Below are 18,825 nucleotides of genomic sequence, written 5' to 3' on the forward strand. Positions count from 1 at the left end.
AAAAACGGTGCAGGCATTTGTGCCTGCACCGTTTTTTATTCCACCGTATAGGCCTCGACCGTGCCGGAGATGGTCGCGCTTTGCTGCAAACCGTTCTCATCCGTGTAACGGAAGGTGTAGCCCGCGCCGATCCGGTCGGTCACGTCCAGCGGGATGCGCTCGTTAACGAACAGCCACAGCCGTCCCTCCTCCACAGACAGCGCGTAGGGCATGCCGTCCAGACGGGTGACTGTGAAGCCCGCGTCCGTTTCGCCGTTCAGCAGGGCCTCGGCGGTCGCGGGCGGGGCGGTGATTACGGTGGGCGCTTCGCCCTCCGCGCCGCTGACCGTAATGGTCGCGGAACCGTCCGCATGCAGCACCATGCGCGCCTCGCTGGGGAGCGGCTGGCCGTTGATGGCCAGGGACGCGCCGGCCTGATCGTACAGCGGCGTGTGGAACAGCCGGCCGCTGGCCGCGCCCGCGGCCGCAGCCATCAGCGCGGCCGCGGCGCATACGGCAATCAGGCGGCGGGGGAGCTGGCGCTTTCCCGCGCGGCGCTGCCTGCGGGCCGCCTGCCGCAGCCGGACGGCCAACGCCTGCTTTTCGGCTTCGGTAAACATCATGGGGTTCTCGCTCATATGAAAGCTCCTTTCAGGTCGTTTTTCAGCATGCCGCGCGCCCGTTCCAGGCGTTTGCGCACCGCGGCGGGGGAGATGCCGAGCAGACGGGCGGCTTCCTCGGCCGAGTAGCCCTCCCAACAGCAGAGGGCGACGGCGTCTCGGTACCGGTGCGGCAGGGCGCGTATGGCTTCCAGTATGGCATGGTCCGAGGCTTCCGGCGCAGCGACTGTATGCGCCTGTTCCAGCAAGGCCCGCCGGCTGTGGTGCGGGGCGCGCAGCAGGTTTTTGCAGGCGTTGCCCGCCGCGCGGATCACCCAGGCCTTTTCGTGCTCCTCGCTGGTGAAGGTGCGCCGTGCGGCAAGCAGCTTGAGGAACAGCTCCTGGCAGATGTCCTGCGCGTCCGCCCGACTGAGGCCGTGCGACAGGCACAGGCGGAGGATCAGGTCGGCATAGGTGCGGACAAAGCGCTCCGCGTCCGCTTCGTCGTTCCAATCGTACATGGGCTGTCAACTCCTTTCATACGGAACACACAGCAAAGGGCGGTTTTGTGACAAAAGCATACCGCGGGAACAGAAAAAAGGAAGCCCGCGGGCTTCCTTTTTTCTGTCTGCCGTGCGTCAGCGGGCGGCGGCGCGCGGCGCGGCCTCCGCGCTTTGCGGAAGTCCGCTTTCCGTACCGCCCTCCCCGATGGTGACGTCATAGTGGTCTGAAGACACTTCGCCTTCCACCTTAAAGGTATACGGCGCACTCTGCGTCTCGTCCACGTCCGGAAGGATGACCGAAATATCGCTGCCATCCTCTCCTTTGACCTTGTAGGTGACCGAACCGTCCGGATTGGTCTGCATGGAATCCACCTCTCCGGTGAATACGACGCGGATGCTTTCCAGCAGCGCGCCCTCCGTTGCGGCGTTGGCCGCGCCGGCTGCCGTTGCCATAAGCGCCGCTGCCGCCGCGCCGATCACCAGACTTTTGCGGATACGTCCTGTTTTCATCTGTCCTGCCTCCTGAAAAGCGCTGCCGGAGGCATGCAGATGGGAAAAGGTCTGCTTATAAAGTTCCTTCATCACGAAAACCCTCCAGCGTTTGTTTGAGCTTCTGTCTCGCCCGCAGCAGGCGGGTCTGCACGGCGCTTTCCCGCAGGCCGAGGAGCTGCGCGACCTCGCGCACCGAATAATCCTCGTAATAATACAGGTGGATGGGGACGCGGTATTTCTGCGGCAGCGCCATGACCGCCAGGAAAAGCGAGGACTGCTCCGGCGTTTCAAAGCCGAGCGTCTCCGCGTAGTCCTCGATCGGCGCGGTATACCGCCGCCAGGGGGATACCAGGTAGCGCTTGCATTCATTCACGGTCACGCGGATCAGCCAGTTGCGGATGTGCTGCTCATTTTCAAAGGGCTTCTCCGCGTGGTAGCATTTGATCAGCGCGATCTGCGCCATGTCGTCCGCGTCGGCCGCGCTTTTGGTATACTGGAACGCAATCGCGAACAGGCGGTCCCGATACCGCTTTGCGATGTCCTCAAACTGTGCCTCGTCCAAGCTGCAACCTCCCTGCTGCAAGATTTGAAAGGCCTTTCATAGATAATACCCTTGGACGGGGGCGGATATCACAAAAATTTTTCCCGCGCGGGGCGGAGGCATGCCTACAGCGTACCCAGCGCGGGGAAAAAGCGGGAGAGCAGGAAAAACACGGCCGGCAGGAAGATGGCGGGCAGCAGGTTGCCGACCTTGACCTTTTTATCGAACATCAGGTTGAAGCCGATGGCAAAAATCAGCACCGAACCGATGCAGGACATCTGGCTGATGAGCGCGTCGGTCAGCCAGGGGCGGATAAAACGGGCGAGCAGGGTGATGCCGCCCTCGTATACCAGCAGCGGCAGCACGGACAGGTAAACGCCCTTGCCGAGCGAGGCCGCGAATACGATGGCAGCCACACCGTCCAGCACGGCCTTGGCGATCAGGATGGAGGGGTCGCCGTTCAGCCCGTCCTCCAGCGCGCCGACAATCGCCATTGCGCCCACGCAGAACAGCAAAGAGGAGGCGACAAAGCCCTCGACGAACTTTCCGTCCTCGCCGCCGCCCGCGAAGCGGGCCTGGCACCAGGCGCCGAAGCCGTTGAGCCGCGTTTCGATATCGAGCGCCTCGCCGATCAGCGCGCCCAGCACCATGCTCAGCACCAGCAGCATGGTGTGCTGGGTGGCGATCGAACCGTCCGCAATGGTCAGCAGGCCGCTCACCGCGCCGCCGATGCCGATGAAAAACGTACACAGGCCGAGCGCCTGCATGATAGTGGTCTCAAAGCGCCGCGGCAGGCCGCCCTTGAGGAAAACGCCGAGGGAGGAGCCGGCGGCGATGGCGATGCAGTTGACAATGGTACCCAGCCCGATCATAACAGAAAACCCTCTTTTGCTTTACTGTACTAAACCGTATTGTAAAACAAAAGAGGGGGGATGTCAATGCTTGCCGCAGGGCTGCGGGGGAAGCGAGGGCGCGGCGGCTTCCAGCGCCAGTGCGGTCAGGCAGCAGAGGGGGAAATAGGCGAGCGGGATCTCCCAGCACAGGCCGTGCCATAAACCGAGAAGCAGATACAGCACACAGGCGGTGGGGAGCGATACGCCGAGGAAAACAACCGAGCGGCGCAGCGGGATGCCGCGGCGGGCGGCCTGCCGGCAGGTCAGCCGGTACAGGGCGAACACAGCGGCGATGCCTGCGACCGTATACTTGATGAGCCACCAGACCTGCCCGTTATCCAGCAGGGAGGAGGTGAAGCACAGGCGGGCGGCAATCATCACAAGCGGCACCAGCGTGAGCAGGGCGAGTATGAGAAGAACGCGTCTTGTCAGTACGGATGCTGCCGGTGCGACAGGCGCCGGTGTGCCGAACTGCTCCCGCAGTTCTTCGCCCGAGCCGATGGACGCGAGCACGATGCCGGTCGCTTCCTCCTCATTCCTGCCCTCCTCCAGCAGGGCGCGGAACTTGTCCTCCAGATTTGCCAGCATATCGGTCTTGACCCGCAGCACCTCCTCGCGCTGCGGCAGAATGGCGAATAATGCCTCCACATAGTTACGAATCGCTTCCATCTTTCATATCCTCCTTTGCAAAACAGTCCACTACGATTTTCAGGATGCGCCATTCGGCGCATTTGGCGGCATAGGCTTTGCGGCCGTCATCCGTGATGGTGTAATAGGTGCGCGGCCTGCCCTGGGTTTCGCTGCCCTGATAGGACACGATGTAGCCCTGTTTTTCCAGCCGTCCGAACGCGGCATACAGCGTGGTCTCCTTGATCGGGTACGCGCCGCCGCTGCGCCGTTCGATTTCGCGTGAAATCGCGTAGCCGTAGCTGTCGCCCTCGCAGAGCAGGCACAGGATGAGCATATCATTATAACCGCGCATAACGTCGCTGCCGAGCACAAGAGCACCTCCATACTTCATCTGATGGAGTAATTGTAGCAGAATTACTCCATCAGGTCAAGTAGATGTGAAAAAATCTTTTCCATCGGGCAAGTCGGCGGGACATCAGCCGTGCGGCAGATAAAACGGGGTTTGGCGGTAGTGGCTGCCGCCCGCGCGCAGGGCGGGGGAAGGGCAGGCGAGGGCGTACAGGTCGTCCGCGAAGCAGTCGAGCGCCTGCGCGGGCTGCAGCGCCGCAGGCAGGCGCTTTTCCGAAACCGGCTTGATGATGACCGGCGGGCGGTCCGGCAGGCCGCGGAGCAGCCCGCGGCCCTTCGGCCCGAGGGCGAGGACGCGCAGGTACTGCGGCCGGACAGGCGCGTCCGCGGGCAGTCCGATCGCCGCGCGCAGCAGGGCGCGGCGCACCCTGGCCGCGGGGAAGCGGCGCGTGCGGGCCTGTTCGACCGCGTCGGTGAACGAAACCGCCGCATAGACCGCTTTTTGCAGGCGCTCGTCAAAGCCGTCGCCCGCTCCGGCGGACAGCCGCCCCGAGAACAGCGCCGCGCGCAGCAGGGCGAGCAGCGTGTCCTCCGGCAGATTGACCGGCGCGGCGCCGGCCTGCACTGCACGCTGCCATACCGCCAGCGTGTCCGGCGGCAGATAGGGCGCGCAGCGGGCGGTTTCGCCCGCGCGGAGCTGCGCGCGCAGCAGACTGGCGGAAGCGAAGCCCGCGCAGGGCGCGTCCGCATCGTGCGCCGCGCCGCGCCGTGCCACCGCGAGCGGGCGCATGCCATAGGGAAGCATGGCGCGGCAGTATTCGACCGCGAGCGTATTGTTGGGCGTGTCCAGCAGGGCGGCGGCCCGCTCATCCAGCCGGCGCAGCTCGTCCTGCCGCCGCGCTGCGTAAGACAGCGGGGAAGCGCCGCCGCCCGTAGGCGGGAGCGCGTCGAGCGCCCGCGCCGCCCGCTCGATCAGCGCGGTATCCGGCGTTTCCGCGCCGAACGACACTACGCCGCAGCCAAGCGCCCGCAGCACGCCGATGGCGCCGCGCGCAAAGCCCTCCGCCGAGGAGAGCGCCGCCGCGAGGGGAAGCTCGACCACCAGGTCCGCGCCGCCGCGCACCGCCATCTCGGCGCGCGCGTATTTGTCCAGCACGGCGAAGTCCCCCCGCTGGACGAAGTTGCCGCTCATCGCGCACACGATGGCCGCCTCCCCGCCGAGCGCGCGGCGCGTTTGGGCGATGTGGTGCGCGTGGCCGGTGTGGAACGGATTGTATTCCGCGACGATGCCGCAAACAGTCATAGAAATCTCCTGAAAATAATACAAAGTTTGGTACATCCTGTGTAAATTATGGCTTGTACAATTGCAAGAAATCGTGTAGAATAGGCTTGTAGAATCATTATATCGATTAATGCGGGTTTGTGCAAGCCGCTAAAAAACTTAAGGGAGTAATGGCAAATGAAAGTTCTGGTCATCAACGCCGGCAGTTCCTCGCTGAAGTATCAGCTGCTCGACACCGCGCAGAACGCGGTCATGGCAAAGGGCCTTTGCGAGCGCATCGGTATCGACGGTGTGCTGACGCATACGGGAAATAAATCCGAGGAGAAATACCGCATCGAAACGCCGATGGCGACCCATTCCGAGGCGATCAAGGCGGTCATCGATATCCTGCTCGATCCGGAAAAGGGCGTGATCGCCTCGATGAGCGAGATCGACGCGGTCGGCCACCGCGTGGTGCATGGCGGCGAGTTTTTCTCGGACAGCGTGATTATCACGGAAAAGGTGCTTAAGGCGATCGAGGACTGCGTGCCGCTCGCGCCGCTTCACAACCCGCCCAACCTGATCGGCATTCAGGCGTGCCGCGAGGTCATGGGGCCGGATGTGCCGATGGTCGCCGTGTTCGACACCGCGTTCCACCAGACCATGCCGCAGTCGCATTACATGTATGCAATTCCCTATGAATATTATGAGAAGTATAAGATCCGCCGCTACGGCTTCCACGGCACGAGCCACAAGTACGTTTCCCAGCAGGCGGCGGAAATGCTCGGCCGCCCGATGGAGGAGCTGCGCCTGATCACCTGCCACCTGGGCAACGGCTCGTCGATCTGCGCGATCAACCGCGGCAAGAGCTACGATACCTCGATGGGCTTCACGCCGCTGGACGGCCTGCCGATGGGTACCCGCGCGGGCAACATCGACCCCGCGATCATCGAGTTCCTGTCCGAGCATGAAGAGCTTTCCGCGCATGAGGTCATCAACATCCTGAACAAAAAGTCCGGCATGCTGGGTATTTCGGGCGTGTCGTCCGACTTCCGCGATCTGGACGCGGCGGTAGAGGAGGGCAACTCCCGCGCGGCGCTGGCCAAGGATATGTTCAACCTTTCGGTCAAGAAGATCATCGGCTCCTATATTGCGGAAATGGGCGGCGTGGACGCGATCATCTTCACCGCGGGCGTGGGCGAAAACGACCGCTCGGTTCGCTGGGACGTGTGCGAGCACATGGAGTACCTCGGCATCAAGATCGATCCGGAGAAGAACAAATACCGCGGCCGCCAGATGGATATTTCCATCGACTGGGCGCGTGTGCGCGTGCTGGTCATCCCCACCAACGAGGAACTCATGATCGCAAAGGACACCGAGCGTCTGGTAAACGAAGCGAACCACTAAGATCGGCATAAAACAGGGCGGGGCGATGGCTTTGCCCTGTTTTTCTGCCATGAGGAGGGCATATGGAGCAAAAACAGGAAAAAAAGCACTGTGCGCATCTGGGCTGGGCGCTGCTGGCGGTCGTGGTCTGGGCGGCCGTGTGGCAGTTCGCGCTGGCGTTTGCCGACCAGGCGCTCGCCTGGGGGCTTGGCGTTGTGATGCCTTACGGGCTGTACTACCTGCTCGCGCTGGTGGGGCATTATATCGTGTCCCTGCCCGCGGCGTTCGCGCTTTGCCGCAGCATACCCCGCACGCCGCTGACACCTGCGCCCGTCGGCGCGCGCCGGATGGGGCGGTGGTTCGTGATCGGCGCGGCGCTGATGTGGCTCTGCTCGCTGCTGGGCTCGTCGCTCAACGATCTGGCCTACCGGCTGTCCGGCCGCGAGCCGGTCGATCTGGTGAGCGAGGCGTTCAGCCTGTACCCGACCGCGGTGGTGCTGGTCGGGGCGTGCCTGATCGGTCCGGTGTGCGAGGAGCTGCTGTTCCGCGGCCTGCTGGCGGGGCGGCTCGCGCGGTACGGCGAGAAGCCGGCCGCATTTGTGTCCGCGCTGCTGTTCGGGCTGTACCATGCCAACCTGGGGCAGTTCTTTTATGCGTTTGCGCTCGGCCTGCTGCTCGCTTATGCGTATTTCCGGTCCGGACGGCTGCGGACGCCGGTTGTGCTGCACATGCTGTTCAACCTGTATGGTTCGGGCGTCCCGCTGCTGCTGCCGGACAGCCTGGGACTGCTGGCGCTGTACGGCCTGAGCTGGCTGGCGCTGACGATCGCCGGCGTCATTCTGCTGGTGCGCGGCTGGAAACGGCAGGTATGGGCGCACGGTCCCTGCGCGCCCTCGATGCGCGCGGTGTTTGGGAACGCCGGCATGACGCTGGCAATCGTCGCGTGCTTTGTCCAGCTCGCGCTGAATTTTGTCTTGGTATAGGAGGAAAACCATGCGTGTAGATCTGCATATGCACACGGAGTATTCAGTGGACGCGGCGCAGGCACAAACGCCGCTGCAGAAGGCGCAGGCCTGTCTGGACGCGGGGCTGGAGATCATCGGCATCACGGACCACCTGGATTATTACCACCGCCGCGGCCCGTCGGAAAACCGCGATGTGGAGGCCTGCCTGCGCGACATTCGGGCGGCAAAGCAGGCCTTTGCGGGCAGGCTCGAGGTGCTGGTCGGCATCGAAATCGGACAGATCCACGCCGACCCTTCGGCGGACGCGTTCCTCCGCTCGCACGCGCTCGACATGGTGATCGGCTCGCTGCACGTCATGCCGAACGATCTGGATATTTATTTCCATGATTTTGCGCGCTTGGACTGCGACGCGTTCCTCAAGGATTATTTCAGCGAGCTGCTCAAGGTGTCCGAGCACGGCGGGTTTGATGTGCTGGCGCATATCGATTATCCGCTGCGCGTCATGCGCCACGGGGAGTATATCCCCTCGTTCGATCAGTACATGGATCGGGTGGAGGACGTTCTGCGCTCCTGCATCGCGCACGGCTATGCGTTTGAGCTGAACGCGGCGGGCCTGGGGAGCTGGCAGAAAAAGGTCGGCCCGCCGCAGAACATCCTGTATGAATACCGGCGGCTGGGCGGCGAGCGCATCTCGATCGGCTCGGACTCGCATACGCTGGACACGGTCGGGCGCGGCGTTGCCGACTGCGTGCGGAACGCGCGTGACGCGGGCTTTACCTCCGTGACCGTGTTTCGGGAGCGCAGGCCCGAACAGATGCAACTATAATATGACACAAGCTGGGAGAAAACATGCTTTTTGGAAAAAAACAAGAGATCACAAATACGGAAACCACAGTATACGCGCGGGCCAAGATCAACCTGACGCTGGACGTGACCGGTAAGCGGGAGGACGGCTACCATACGGTCAAAATGGTGATGCAGTCGGTCGCCCTGCACGACGAGGTGCGGGTCGTGGTGACGCACGGGGAAAAAAAGCCGCGCGGCATCGTGGTGCGCTGTAACCTGCCTTACCTGCCGGTGGACGAGCGCAACCTGGCGTATCGGGCGGCGGAGCTGTTTTACGAATCGACCGGTATCCTGCTGGAAACCTGCGAAATCCACATTGAAAAGCGCATTCCGGTGGCGGCGGGGCTGGCCGGCGGCTCGGCCGACGCAGCGGCCGTACTGCGCGCGCTCGCTTCGCTGCACGCGGCGGGGCTGACCGATGAGGAACTGTGCGCGATGGGGCTGAAGCTGGGCGCGGACGTGCCGTTTTGCCTGCGCGGCGGCACCATGCTGGCCGAGGGCATTGGGGAGGAGCTGAGCGCGCTTCCGGCCATGCCGCATTGCTGGGTTGTGCTGTGCAAGCCGCCGTTCGCGGTTTCCACCAAGGAGGTGTACCAGGCGATCGATGCGGTCGATATCCGGCAGCGGCCGGATACGGCGGGCATGCTCAAAGCGCTGGACAAAGGCGACTTTGCCGGTGTGTGCAGGCGGCTGTCCAACGTGATGGAGCTGGTCACAGCGGCAAAACGCCGCCAGATCGGTGAAATCAAGGAGTTCCTTGCGGAAAACGGGGCGAACGGGACGCTGATGAGCGGCTCCGGTCCGACGGTTTACGGGCTGTTTTCCGACGAGGGGCGCGCAAAAACCGCTGCGAAGATGCTCGGCCGGCGCTTCGCGGATACATTTTTGACCGAGACGGTATAACCACGCCGCCTGCCGGACATACTGGGAACACCAGATGACGGGAGGCGGTTTTATCATGAAAAAACAGGGCAGGGAAACGCTGGCAGCGCTGCTGGCCGCGGCCTGTGTGCTGCTTTCCGGCGCGTTCTGGCCGGACGCGCCGCGCGGGGCCTGGTGGTGTACGGCGTTTTCAATCGCAGGCAGCGAAACCGTCGGCCGGCAGGAGGACGGGGACGACGGCGCGCTCGAATTCCGCTGGGGGGTCGTGGACTGGCTGCGCGCGCTGTTGGGATAAAGTGCTTGTCCGCCCCGTGCCGCTGTGGTATAATGATGCAGTAAATTGTATCGAAAACATACCAACGGAGGAAACATATGAAGCTGATTAACGAAAAAGGGAAGCTGTTCGGCGTCATCAACGTCGTTGACCTGCTGGTTCTGCTGGCAGTGATCGCCGTGGCAGCGGGCGTGGGCTACAAGCTGTTTGCACCGCAGATCGCGGAAGCGGCGGCGAAGCAGGTCGATATGACCATGATCGTGCGTGTGCGCGGCGCGACGCCGTTCCTCGTGGCGGAGGTTGAGCGCAACAGCCAGGTCGGCAAGCAGATCGTCAGCGGCAATTCGTACACCAGCGCGGTCATCACGGATATGCAGATCGAGCCGTACGACCAGCAGGTGACTACGGCGGACGGCCGCATTGTCACCGCGCGCGATCCGGATAAGCGCGACCTGGTGTTTACGATCGAGACGACCGTACCCGAAGGGACCGCCTCCCCGTCGATCGGCACGCAGGAGGTGCGCGCGGGCCGCACCTTTATCGTAAAGACCAACGATTTTGAGACGACCGGCAACATCGACTCGGTCGATATCGCGGCGTCCGCGGAATAAGCCTATGAAAGCGATTTTACAAAACAGCCTGCTGGCGCGGGCGCTGCTCCGTCTGCGCGAATGGTACCATGAGGGTGCGATCGCGGGCTTTTTCGGGAAGATCCGCGCGGCGTACCCGTATTCGCGCTTCCGGCGGGTGTGGGAAGGCTTCTGCAGCGCGCCAAGCTGTACGGCGGCGAACAGCGGCTATGCGCGCCTGCTCGCGGCGCTGCGGCGCGTGGTCGAGCGCCTGGGCGACGCGGCCGCGCAAAGCCTGGTCTACCGGCTGTGCCTCGCGGTCTGGAATCCGATTGCGCGGGCGGCTTCGGGCGGCGTTGTGGGAAAGGCGTTCCGCTTTGTCGGTATGCGCGGCCTGCTGCTGATCTGCCTGGCGCTGTATCTGCCGATCGACTATTTCCTGCGGTCGGTGCTGCCGGGCTATATCAATATCCCGCTGCTCGCTTCAGTTTGGGACGAATGCCTGATGCTCGCGGCGGCGGGCTATCTGCTGTGGCACACGGCGATGCGACGCGCGCCGCTTGCCTCGCGCGCCACGCCGGTGGACGCCTACCTGCTGCTGTTTATCGGCGTGGGCTTTTTCCTGATGTGCGCGGTGTCGCCCTATCCTTCGATCGCGCTGGACGGATACCGCGCGGTCGTGCAATACCTGTTCTGGTTCTTCCTGGTCACGCGCTTGATCGAAGACGACCGCGACTTCGCGCTTTTTTACGGCGCGTTGGTGGCGATGGCGGTCGTGATCGCGCTGCACGGCATCTACCAGTATATCGTCGCCGCGCCGATACCGGCGTCCTGGGTGTCGCAGACCGAAGAGGGCGTGCGCACACGCGTTTATTCGATCACGGGCAGCCCGAACATCATGGGCAGCCTGCTGGTGCTGTTCGCGCCGCTGGTGGCGGGCATTGCCTACTACAGCAAAAAGCTGTGGGTCAAGGTGCTGGCAATCGGCACAACCGGCATGATGTGCCTGTCCATCATCTTCACCTTTTCCAAGGGCGCGTGGGGCGGCCTTGCGGTGGCGGTGCTCGTGTTCGCGGTATTTCTGGACCGTCGCCTGATTGCGCTGATGGGCGTGGCGGGCGCGGGCGCGCTGCTTGCGATTCCCTCCATTGCCAGCCGCATCACCTATCTGTTTACCGCGGATTATATGGAGGCCAGCCAGCGCGCGGGCCGTATGGTGCGCTGGGAAACCGGACTCGACCTGCTGCAGGAATCCAACCCACTGCTGGGCTTTGGCCTGGGACGGTTTGGCGGCGCGGTTGCGATGCAGAACAAGATCATTGAGGAATCGGACACGTTCTCTTACTTCTATATGGACAACTATTACCTCAAAACGCTGGTCGAAATGGGGTATCTGGGGCTGATCTTCTTTATTATCCTGCTGATCGGCATGATTCTGTGGAGCCTGCGCGCGATCGGCCGCACAAAGTTCAATGAAACCGACCGGACGCGCGTGCTGGTGGTGTCTATGTTCGCGGGTATGTGCGGGGTTCTGACGCACTGTTATTTTGAAAATATTTTTGAGGTGCCGTACATGATGGCCTATTTCTGGTCGCTGGCGGCGGCGATCCTGTACCTGGGGTATTTCCGGAGGAAACGGGTCGGGACGTGACAAACATCGGACCGCTTTACGGCGGTCCGCTGTTTTTATTGCGGGAAAGGGCAAATATACCCACAGTGCAAAATATAGCGGTGTGCGGCCGGAAACAAGTGAAAAGGACGGTGAAACAGGCGTTTCACCGTCCTTTTTTGCACACTTTACACAAGGATTTTCACTTTACGCGGATTTTACAAACCTTGTCTTTTGGATTTAACATAACTTTTTTAATATGGTCTTGTACCAAAAACCAGAACAAAAACAAAAGGAGAAATAGCAGTTATGAAAAAGAGTGTATCCCTGTTGCTCGCCGGCCTGATGCTGTGCGGCGCGCTGGCAGGCTGCGGCGGCAGCAACGATTCCTACGGCGCGGACGGCGCGGCCCAGGCGGACAACGGCGGCGAGGCGTCCGGCGTATCCGGCACGATCACCGTGATTTCCCGCGAGGATGGCTCCGGCACGCGCGGCGCGTTCGTTGAGCTGACCGGCGTGGAGGAAAAGAACGATGCCGGCGAGAAGGTCGATAACACGACCGCCGAGGCGGAGATCGCCAACAAGACCGACGTTGTGCTGACGAACGTTGCCGGCAACGAGAGCGCGATCGGCTATGTTTCGCTCGGTTCGCTGAACGAAACCGTCAAGGCGGTTCAGGTAGACGGCGTGGAAGCCACGGTGGAAAACGTCAAGAGCGGCGATTACACCCTGTCCCGTCCGTTCAACATTGCAACCAAGGGCGAGCCGACCGGCGTTGCCAAGGATTTCATCAACTTCATCATGAGCGCGGAGGGCCAGGCCATCGTTGAGGAAGAGGGCTACATCAAGATTGACGACGCGGCCGCGGCGTTCACCTCGGACGGTTCCTCCGGTCAGATCGCGGTCGGCGGCTCGTCCTCGGTTTCTCCGGTCATGGAAAAGCTGATCGAAGCGTACAAGGCGCTCAACCCGAACGCGCAGATTGAGCTGCAGACCTCGGACTCTACCTCCGGCATGACCGGCGCGATCGACGGCACGTTTGCCATCGGCATGGCGTCCCGCGAGCTGAAGGACGAGGAGACCGCGGAACTGACCGGCACGGCAATTGCGCTGGACGGCATCGCCGTGGTGGTAAATCCGGCGAACACGGTGGAAGACCTGACCATGGATCAGATCAAGGGCATTTACACCGGCGAGCTCACCGACTGGTCCGAAGTCGCGGCGTAAAAGATAACCAAACAAGGGAAAACAGGGCGAAATCCGTTTCGCCCTTTCCCACTGTCTATGGGGTGAAAACATGAACGAATCTGCAATCCGCCGGAAGGGCGGCGCGAACCTGCGCGAAACCGTGATGCACGGCGTGTTCTTCCTCTGCGCGCTGGCCTCCATCCTGGCAGTCGCCCTGATCTGTATATTCCTGTTTGCCAACGGCATTCCGGCCATCAGGGAGATCGGCCTGCTGGACTTCCTGACGGGGACGACCTGGAAGCCGGGCAACGATATTTACGGCATCCTGCCGATGATCGTCGGCAGCATTTACATCACGGCGGGCGCGATCCTCATTGGCGTGCCGATCGGCCTGCTGACCGCCATTTTCATGGCGTTCTACTGCCCGAAGCGCATTTACGGCATCCTCAAGCCCTGCACCGAGCTGCTGGCCGGCATCCCCTCCATCGTATACGGCTTTTTCGGCATGGTGGTCATCGTGCCGACTGTGCTGGAGGTGGCGAAGCTGTTCGGCTCGAAGATTTCCTCCGGCTCGACCATCCTGTCGGCGTCCATCCTGCTCGGCATCATGATCCTGCCCACCATCATCGGCGTGTCCGAGGCCGCGCTGCGCGCGGTACCCAGCTCGTATTACGAGGGCGCGGTCGCCATGGGCGCGCGGCATGAGCGGGCGGTGTTTTCGGTGATGCTGCCGGCGGCAAAATCCGGCGTGCTGGCCGGTATTGTGCTGGGCGTCGGCCGCGCGATCGGCGAAACCATGGCGGTTATCATGGTCGCGGGCAACCAGCCGCGTCTGACCGGCGATTTTCTCAAGGGCATCCGCACGATGACCGCGAATATCGTCATTGAGATGGGCTACGCGAGCGGCCTGCACCGCGAGGCGCTGATTGCGACCGGCGTTGTGCTGTTCGTGTTTATCCTGCTGATTAATCTGGCGTTCTCTGTACTGAAAAGGAGGAAGGACACATGACTACCGCGAAAACGGCCGCCAAGCCGGCCGTAAAGAGCAAGCCGCAGCCGGAGCGTATGTACGGCAGGGGCAGAGCGGCGGTGCAGAAAGGGCTGGTATACGGCGCGGCGGTGATTACGTTCGCCATGCTGCTGTTCCTGATCGCCTATATTCTGTGGAGGGGCATCCCGAACCTCAAGCCCTCCCTGTTCGCATGGACCTATAATTCGGACAACGTTTCCATGGTGCCGGCCATGATTACAACGGTGGAGATTACACTGCTCGCGCTGCTGATCGCGGTGCCGTTCGGCCTGTTCACGGCGATTTACCTAAACGAATACGCAAAGCGCGGCAACAAGCTGGTAAACGTCATCCGCATCACGACCGAAACGCTTTCCGGCATCCCGTCCATCGTGTACGGCCTGTTCGGTATGCTGTTTTTCGTCACTTACCTGCACTGGGGCTACTCGCTGCTCGCGGGCGCGATGACGCTGGCCATCATGATTCTGCCGCTCATCATGCGCACCGCGGAGGAAGCGCTGATGGCCGTGCCGGATTCCTTCCGTGAGGGCTCGTTCGGCCTGGGCGCCGGACGGCTGCGCACGGTGTTCCGCATCGTGCTGCCGAGCGCCATGCCCGGCATCCTGTCGGGCGTTATCCTGGGGATTGGCCGCATCGTGGGCGAAACGGCGGCGCTCATCTTCACCGCGGGTACGATGGCGCAGATCCCCAGCCTGCTGCAGTCCGGACGCACGCTTGCCATCCATATGTACGTCCTGTCGGGCGAGGGCCTGCACATGAACGAGGCCTATGCGACCGCGGTCGTGCTGCTGGTGGTTGTGCTGCTGATGAACGGCCTGTCCGCGCTGGTGGCCAAAAAGCTGACCAAGAAGTAATCGGAGGATAGCATGAACGAGAATAAAATCGAAATACGCGGCATGAATCTGCATTACGGCGATTTCCATGCGCTGCATGATATTGACCTGGACATCAAGGCCAACGAGATCACGGCGTTTATCGGCCCGTCCGGCTGCGGCAAATCGACGCTGCTCCGCTCGCTCAACCGGATGAACGATCTGGTCGAGGGCTGCAGGATCACGGGCGATATCCGCCTGGACGGGGAGGACATTTACCACGACTGCGATGTGAACCTGCTGCGCAAGCGCGTGGGCATGGTGTTCCAGAAGCCCAACCCGTTCCCCATGTCCATTTACGACAACATCGCCTATGGCCCGCGCACACATGGCGTCAAAAGCCGCGTGCAGCTGGACGAAATCGTGGAGCGCTCGCTGCGCGGCGCCGCGATCTGGGAGGAGACGAAGGACTGCCTGAAGAAATCCGCGCTGTCCATGTCGGGCGGCCAGCAGCAGCGCATCTGCATCGCCCGCGCGCTCGCGGCGGAGCCGGAGGTGCTGCTCATGGACGAGCCGACCTCCGCACTCGACCCGATCTCCACCTCCAAGATCGAGGACCTTGTATTGGAACTGAAAAAGGATTATACTATCGTTATGGTGACGCATAATATGCAGCAGGCCACCCGCGTATCGGATACGACCGCGTTTTTCCTGCTCGGCGAGATCGTCGAGGTCGGGGACACGGAGCAGCTTTTCTCCATGCCGAAGGACAAGCGCACCGAGGACTACATTACGGGGAGGTTCGGCTGATGAGAAACCGTTTCGACACACAGCTCGTCGAACTGAACAACGAGCTGATCGCCATGGGGGCGCTGTGCGAGAACGCGATCGCCAGCGCGGTCAAGTCGCTCCTGACGGGCGACGCCAAGCTCGCCGCCTCCGCCATTCGCATTGACCAGGAGATCGACCGCAAGGAGCGCGAGATCGAATCCATGTGCCTCAAGCTCCTGCTGCAGCAGCAGCCGGTGGCAAGCGACCTGCGCCTGATCTCCGCGGTGCTGAAAATGATTACGGATATTGAGCGCATCGGCGACCAGGCGAGCGATATCGCCGAAATCGTCACCTACCTGTCCGGCGCGTGCGGCCATAACGAGCATATCGAGCAGATGGCGCAGGCCACCATCAAAATGGTGACGGACAGCCTGGATGCGTTCGTACGCCGCGACCTGACGCTGGCGTGGAGCGTGATCGAATACGACGACGTGGTTGACGACCTGTTCGCACAGTGCAAGCAGGACCTGATCGCGGATATTGCCAAAAATCCGGAGGAGGGCGAGCGCGTGCTCGATATCCTGATGATCGCCAAGTATCTGGAGCGTATCGGCGACCACGCGACCAATATCGCCGAGTGGGTGGAATTCTCCATCACCGGCACGCACAAGTCCGCGCACGACTGAGGTCTGCCGGCGCAAGAATCTGTTGGAAATGCGGCCGCGGGCGCGGCCGACAAGGAGGAAACGCATGATTTACTGCGTGGAGGACGACGCCGGCATACGGGAGCTGGTCGTCTATACGCTGCAGAATACGGGGCTGGAGGCGCGGGGCTTCGCCGATGGCGAAGCCCTGTTCGCCGCTTTGCGGGAGCAGAAGCCCGACCTGCTGCTGCTCGATATCATGCTGCCCGGCGAGGACGGCATCTCCATCCTGCGCCGCCTGCGGGCGGTGCGGGAAACCGCAAAGCTTCCCGTAATCCTGCTTACGGCGAAAAATACCGAATACGACAAGGTGATCGGCCTGGACAGCGGCGCGGACGACTACGTCGCCAAGCCCTTCGGCATGATGGAGCTGGTCGCGCGCATCCGCGCGGTGCTGCGCCGCACCCAGGACAACCCGCCCGGCGAGGGCGGCGGCCGTCCGCTGGTGGCGGGCAGCATTTGCGTGGACGAGCGGGCGCACAGCGTCCATGTGGGCGCGGACGAGGTGCAGCTTACGCTCAAGGAATACCAGCTTCTCTGCCTGCTGATGAAAAACCAGGGCGCGGTGCTGACGCGCGACGTGCTGCTGGAAAACATCTGGGGCTACGGCAATGAGAGCGAGACGCGCACGGTAGACGTGCATATCCGAACGCTGCGGCAGAAGCTGGGCGCGGGCGGCGCGCTGATCGAAACCGTGCGCGGCGTGGGCTACCGGATGGGGGAAACCCGATGAGAAAACGCGTCTTTGGAAGCATTTTTCTGACCGCGCTGGTCACGCTGCTGCTGACCGCGTCGCTGCTGCTGGCGGCGGTGCATTCCGGCCTGTCGGGTAACGCGCGCGAGCGGCTCGCGGGCGAGTGCGGCTACATCGCGCGCATTGCCGAGCGCGGGGACCGCGCCGCGCTGGAGGAGATCGGCCAAAGCTATACCGACCGCATCACGCTGGTCGGCGCGGACGGCGCGGTGCTTTACGACAACCAGGGCGACGAGGACAGCATGGAGAACCATCGGCAGCGGCCGGAGATCGAACAGGCCCTGCGGGACGGCGTCGGGGCGTCCAGCCGCCTGTCGGACACGCTCTCCCAACAGACCTATTATTATGCGCAGCGCCTGCAGGACGGCACGGTGCTGCGCGTGGCCTCGACTGCGGACAGCGCGTTCGGCGCGCTGTCCGCGGCGTCGCCGTGGATTGTGCTGATCGTGCTGCTGGCGCTGCTGGTGGCGGCGCTGCTCGCAAGCTGGCTGACCCATGTGTTCCTCGCGCCGATCGTGGCGCTTGACCTGCACGACCCGCTCAAGAACGACGCATACGACGAGCTTTCCCCCCTGTTGCAGCGCATGGCCAAGCAGAACCGCAGGATAGAAGCGCAGATGTCCGAGCTCAAGCGCCGGCAGGCCGAATTTGACGACGTTACCGCGCGCATGGACGAGGGGCTGGTGCTGTTTTCCGCAATGGGCGACATCCTGTTCGCAAACCGCGCGGTGCGCGCCCTGTTCCCCAAGGACAGCGCCTCCGGCGGCTATCTGACACTGTGCCGCGATCCGGAATACGTCCGTGTGGTGGAGGAAGCGCTCGGCGGCGAGAGCGCGCACGGGCGGATGGAAAAGGACGGCCGCGTGTACTCGCTGACCGCCAGCTCGGTCGCGGGGGAGGGGCAGAGCCACGCGGCGGTGCTGTTCGTGGTGGACAGCACCGAGCGCGACCAGGCTGAGCGCCAGCGGCAGGAATTCACCGCCAACGTGTCGCATGAGCTGAAAACCCCGCTGACCAGCATCATGGGCTATGCGGAGATCATGGAGAACGGCATCGTCAAGCCGGCGGACGTCGCGCCCTTTGCGGGCAAGATACGCGCCGAGGCGGTGCGCCTGCTGACGCTGATCGAGGATATTATCCGCCTGTCCCAGCTTGACGAGGGCGGCGCGCCGGCCCCGTTTGAGCCGGTGGAGCTGCGGGCGCTCTGCGGCACGGTGCGCGACCGGCTGCAGCACAAGGCGGCGGCGAACAAGGTTGCGCTGGCCGTGACGGGGGAGCCGGTCACGGTGCAGGCGCAGCGCCGCACGCTCGAACAGATGGTATTCAACCTGGCGGACAACGCGGTTGCGTATAACAGGGCGGGCGGCAGCGTGACGATAGAAGCCGGAGCGGAGGGCGGCGCGCCCTTTATTCGGGTGTCGGATACCGGCATTGGCATTGCGCCCGCGGACCAGGCGCGGGTGTTTGAGCGGTTTTACCGCGTGGACAAGAGCCACAGCAAGATGACCGGCGGCACCGGCCTGGGGCTGTCGATCGTCAAGCACGGCGCGGCGCTGCACCATGCGAAAATTGAACTGCAGAGCGCGCTGGGCGCGGGGACGACCATCACCCTGCGTTTCCCGAAGGCATAGCGTTTCCCGAAAGCATAAAAAAGAGCTGCCATAGGCGCGGCCTCACAAGGGTATCTTCAAAAATTAAGGGAAGGCAGGTATTGCGGCAGCAATACCTGCCTCTCTTATGCGCTTTTTGCGGCATTTAGGGAACCAACCACACCAATATCGGTGTAGTG

Annotated in this window: 22 protein-coding genes; 14 read left to right on the forward strand and 8 right to left on the reverse strand. The window is 62.7% G+C overall.

Annotated features, from left to right (window positions below; translation table 11 throughout):
* Positions 1-35: 35 nt before the first annotated feature.
* The 8 genes from ACYQ3S_RS10470 to ACYQ3S_RS10505 all read right to left on the reverse strand — a co-directional run bounded on the left by ACYQ3S_RS10470 (position 36) and on the right by ACYQ3S_RS10505 (position 5,288).
* The gene (locus ACYQ3S_RS10470; RefSeq protein WP_459688971.1) at positions 36-617 is read right to left on the reverse strand and encodes a hypothetical protein; all 582 of its coding nucleotides are present in this window, start codon (positions 615-617) and stop codon (positions 36-38) included.
* Positions 614-1,099 carry an RNA polymerase sigma factor gene (locus tag ACYQ3S_RS10475; RefSeq protein WP_459688972.1) on the reverse strand — a complete coding sequence of 162 codons (486 nt, stop codon included), beginning with the start codon at positions 1,097-1,099 and terminating at the stop codon, positions 614-616. Before ACYQ3S_RS10475 ends, ACYQ3S_RS10470 begins: the two co-directional genes overlap by 4 nt.
* A 117-nt stretch (positions 1,100-1,216) precedes the next feature.
* A complete protein-coding gene (locus ACYQ3S_RS10480; protein ID WP_459688974.1) occupies positions 1,217-1,663 on the reverse strand; it encodes a hypothetical protein in 447 nt (148 codons plus the stop codon).
* Positions 1,647-2,135: a sigma-70 family RNA polymerase sigma factor gene (locus ACYQ3S_RS10485; RefSeq protein ID WP_459688976.1), complete on the reverse strand. Its 489-nt coding sequence runs from the start codon at positions 2,133-2,135 to the stop codon at positions 1,647-1,649. The genes ACYQ3S_RS10480 and ACYQ3S_RS10485 overlap by 17 nt, the downstream gene beginning before the upstream one ends.
* Before the next feature lie 104 nt (positions 2,136-2,239).
* Entirely contained in the window at positions 2,240-2,986 is a 747-nt protein-coding gene (locus tag ACYQ3S_RS10490) for a DUF554 domain-containing protein (RefSeq protein WP_459688978.1), read from the reverse strand.
* A 63-nt stretch (positions 2,987-3,049) separates the two neighbouring features.
* Positions 3,050-3,676 (reverse strand): permease prefix domain 1-containing protein, encoded by a 627-nt coding sequence (locus ACYQ3S_RS10495; RefSeq protein WP_459688980.1) that lies wholly within the window; start codon positions 3,674-3,676, stop codon positions 3,050-3,052.
* On the reverse strand, positions 3,660-4,007 hold the full coding sequence (locus ACYQ3S_RS10500) for a PadR family transcriptional regulator (protein WP_459688982.1): 348 nt from the start codon (positions 4,005-4,007) through the stop codon (positions 3,660-3,662). The genes ACYQ3S_RS10495 and ACYQ3S_RS10500 overlap by 17 nt, the downstream gene beginning before the upstream one ends.
* Positions 4,008-4,112: 105 nt before the next feature.
* Positions 4,113-5,288: a nucleotidyltransferase family protein gene (locus tag ACYQ3S_RS10505; RefSeq protein WP_459688983.1), complete on the reverse strand. Its 1,176-nt coding sequence runs from the start codon at positions 5,286-5,288 to the stop codon at positions 4,113-4,115.
* A 156-nt stretch (positions 5,289-5,444) separates the two neighbouring features.
* Between ACYQ3S_RS10505 and ACYQ3S_RS10510 the strand changes: the two genes are divergently transcribed.
* The 14 genes from ACYQ3S_RS10510 to ACYQ3S_RS10575 all read left to right on the forward strand — a co-directional run bounded on the left by ACYQ3S_RS10510 (position 5,445) and on the right by ACYQ3S_RS10575 (position 18,667).
* Positions 5,445-6,653 (forward strand): acetate/propionate family kinase, encoded by a 1,209-nt coding sequence (locus ACYQ3S_RS10510; protein ID WP_459688985.1) that lies wholly within the window; start codon positions 5,445-5,447, stop codon positions 6,651-6,653.
* Between the two features lie 62 nt (positions 6,654-6,715).
* Positions 6,716-7,615 carry a CPBP family intramembrane glutamic endopeptidase gene (locus tag ACYQ3S_RS10515; RefSeq protein WP_459688986.1) on the forward strand — a complete coding sequence of 300 codons (900 nt, stop codon included), beginning with the start codon at positions 6,716-6,718 and terminating at the stop codon, positions 7,613-7,615.
* Between the two features lie 10 nt (positions 7,616-7,625).
* Positions 7,626-8,423 carry a histidinol-phosphatase HisJ family protein gene (locus tag ACYQ3S_RS10520; RefSeq protein WP_459688988.1) on the forward strand — a complete coding sequence of 266 codons (798 nt, stop codon included), beginning with the start codon at positions 7,626-7,628 and terminating at the stop codon, positions 8,421-8,423.
* A gap of 23 nt (positions 8,424-8,446) precedes the next feature.
* Positions 8,447-9,346: a 4-(cytidine 5'-diphospho)-2-C-methyl-D-erythritol kinase gene (gene ispE / locus ACYQ3S_RS10525; RefSeq protein ID WP_186949545.1), complete on the forward strand. Its 900-nt coding sequence runs from the start codon at positions 8,447-8,449 to the stop codon at positions 9,344-9,346.
* A 55-nt stretch (positions 9,347-9,401) separates the two neighbouring features.
* Complete coding sequence (locus ACYQ3S_RS10530) at positions 9,402-9,620, forward strand: hypothetical protein (protein WP_459688989.1); 219 nt, start codon at positions 9,402-9,404, stop codon at positions 9,618-9,620.
* A 77-nt stretch (positions 9,621-9,697) separates the two neighbouring features.
* Positions 9,698-10,210 carry a DUF4330 domain-containing protein gene (locus ACYQ3S_RS10535; protein WP_459688991.1) on the forward strand — a complete coding sequence of 171 codons (513 nt, stop codon included), beginning with the start codon at positions 9,698-9,700 and terminating at the stop codon, positions 10,208-10,210.
* A 4-nt stretch (positions 10,211-10,214) separates the two neighbouring features.
* On the forward strand, positions 10,215-11,819 hold the full coding sequence (locus ACYQ3S_RS10540; protein ID WP_459688992.1) for an O-antigen ligase family protein: 1,605 nt from the start codon (positions 10,215-10,217) through the stop codon (positions 11,817-11,819).
* A gap of 267 nt (positions 11,820-12,086) precedes the next feature.
* Positions 12,087-13,004, forward strand: a complete 918-nt coding sequence (locus ACYQ3S_RS10545) for a substrate-binding domain-containing protein (protein ID WP_459688993.1) — start codon at positions 12,087-12,089, stop codon at positions 13,002-13,004.
* A gap of 70 nt (positions 13,005-13,074) precedes the next feature.
* On the forward strand, positions 13,075-13,974 hold the full coding sequence (gene pstC / locus ACYQ3S_RS10550; protein WP_459688995.1) for a phosphate ABC transporter permease subunit PstC: 900 nt from the start codon (positions 13,075-13,077) through the stop codon (positions 13,972-13,974).
* Positions 13,975-14,030: 56 nt separating this feature from the next.
* The gene (gene pstA / locus ACYQ3S_RS10555; RefSeq protein WP_459689008.1) at positions 14,031-14,849 is read left to right on the forward strand and encodes a phosphate ABC transporter permease PstA; all 819 of its coding nucleotides are present in this window, start codon (positions 14,031-14,033) and stop codon (positions 14,847-14,849) included.
* 12 nt (positions 14,850-14,861) lie between these two features.
* Positions 14,862-15,617: a phosphate ABC transporter ATP-binding protein PstB gene (pstB, locus tag ACYQ3S_RS10560; RefSeq protein WP_459688996.1), complete on the forward strand. Its 756-nt coding sequence runs from the start codon at positions 14,862-14,864 to the stop codon at positions 15,615-15,617.
* Positions 15,617-16,264, forward strand: coding sequence for a phosphate signaling complex protein PhoU (gene phoU, locus ACYQ3S_RS10565; RefSeq protein ID WP_459688998.1), 648 nt, complete (start codon positions 15,617-15,619; stop codon positions 16,262-16,264). The genes pstB and phoU overlap by 1 nt, the downstream gene beginning before the upstream one ends.
* 64 nt (positions 16,265-16,328) lie before the next feature.
* The gene (locus tag ACYQ3S_RS10570) at positions 16,329-17,015 is read left to right on the forward strand and encodes a winged helix-turn-helix domain-containing protein (RefSeq protein ID WP_459688999.1); all 687 of its coding nucleotides are present in this window, start codon (positions 16,329-16,331) and stop codon (positions 17,013-17,015) included.
* Entirely contained in the window at positions 17,012-18,667 is a 1,656-nt protein-coding gene (locus tag ACYQ3S_RS10575; RefSeq protein WP_459689001.1) for a sensor histidine kinase, read from the forward strand. Before ACYQ3S_RS10570 ends, ACYQ3S_RS10575 begins: the two co-directional genes overlap by 4 nt.
* The last annotated feature ends 158 nt before the right edge of the window (positions 18,668-18,825 follow it).

The organism is Agathobaculum sp. TL06 (assembly GCF_054658635.1).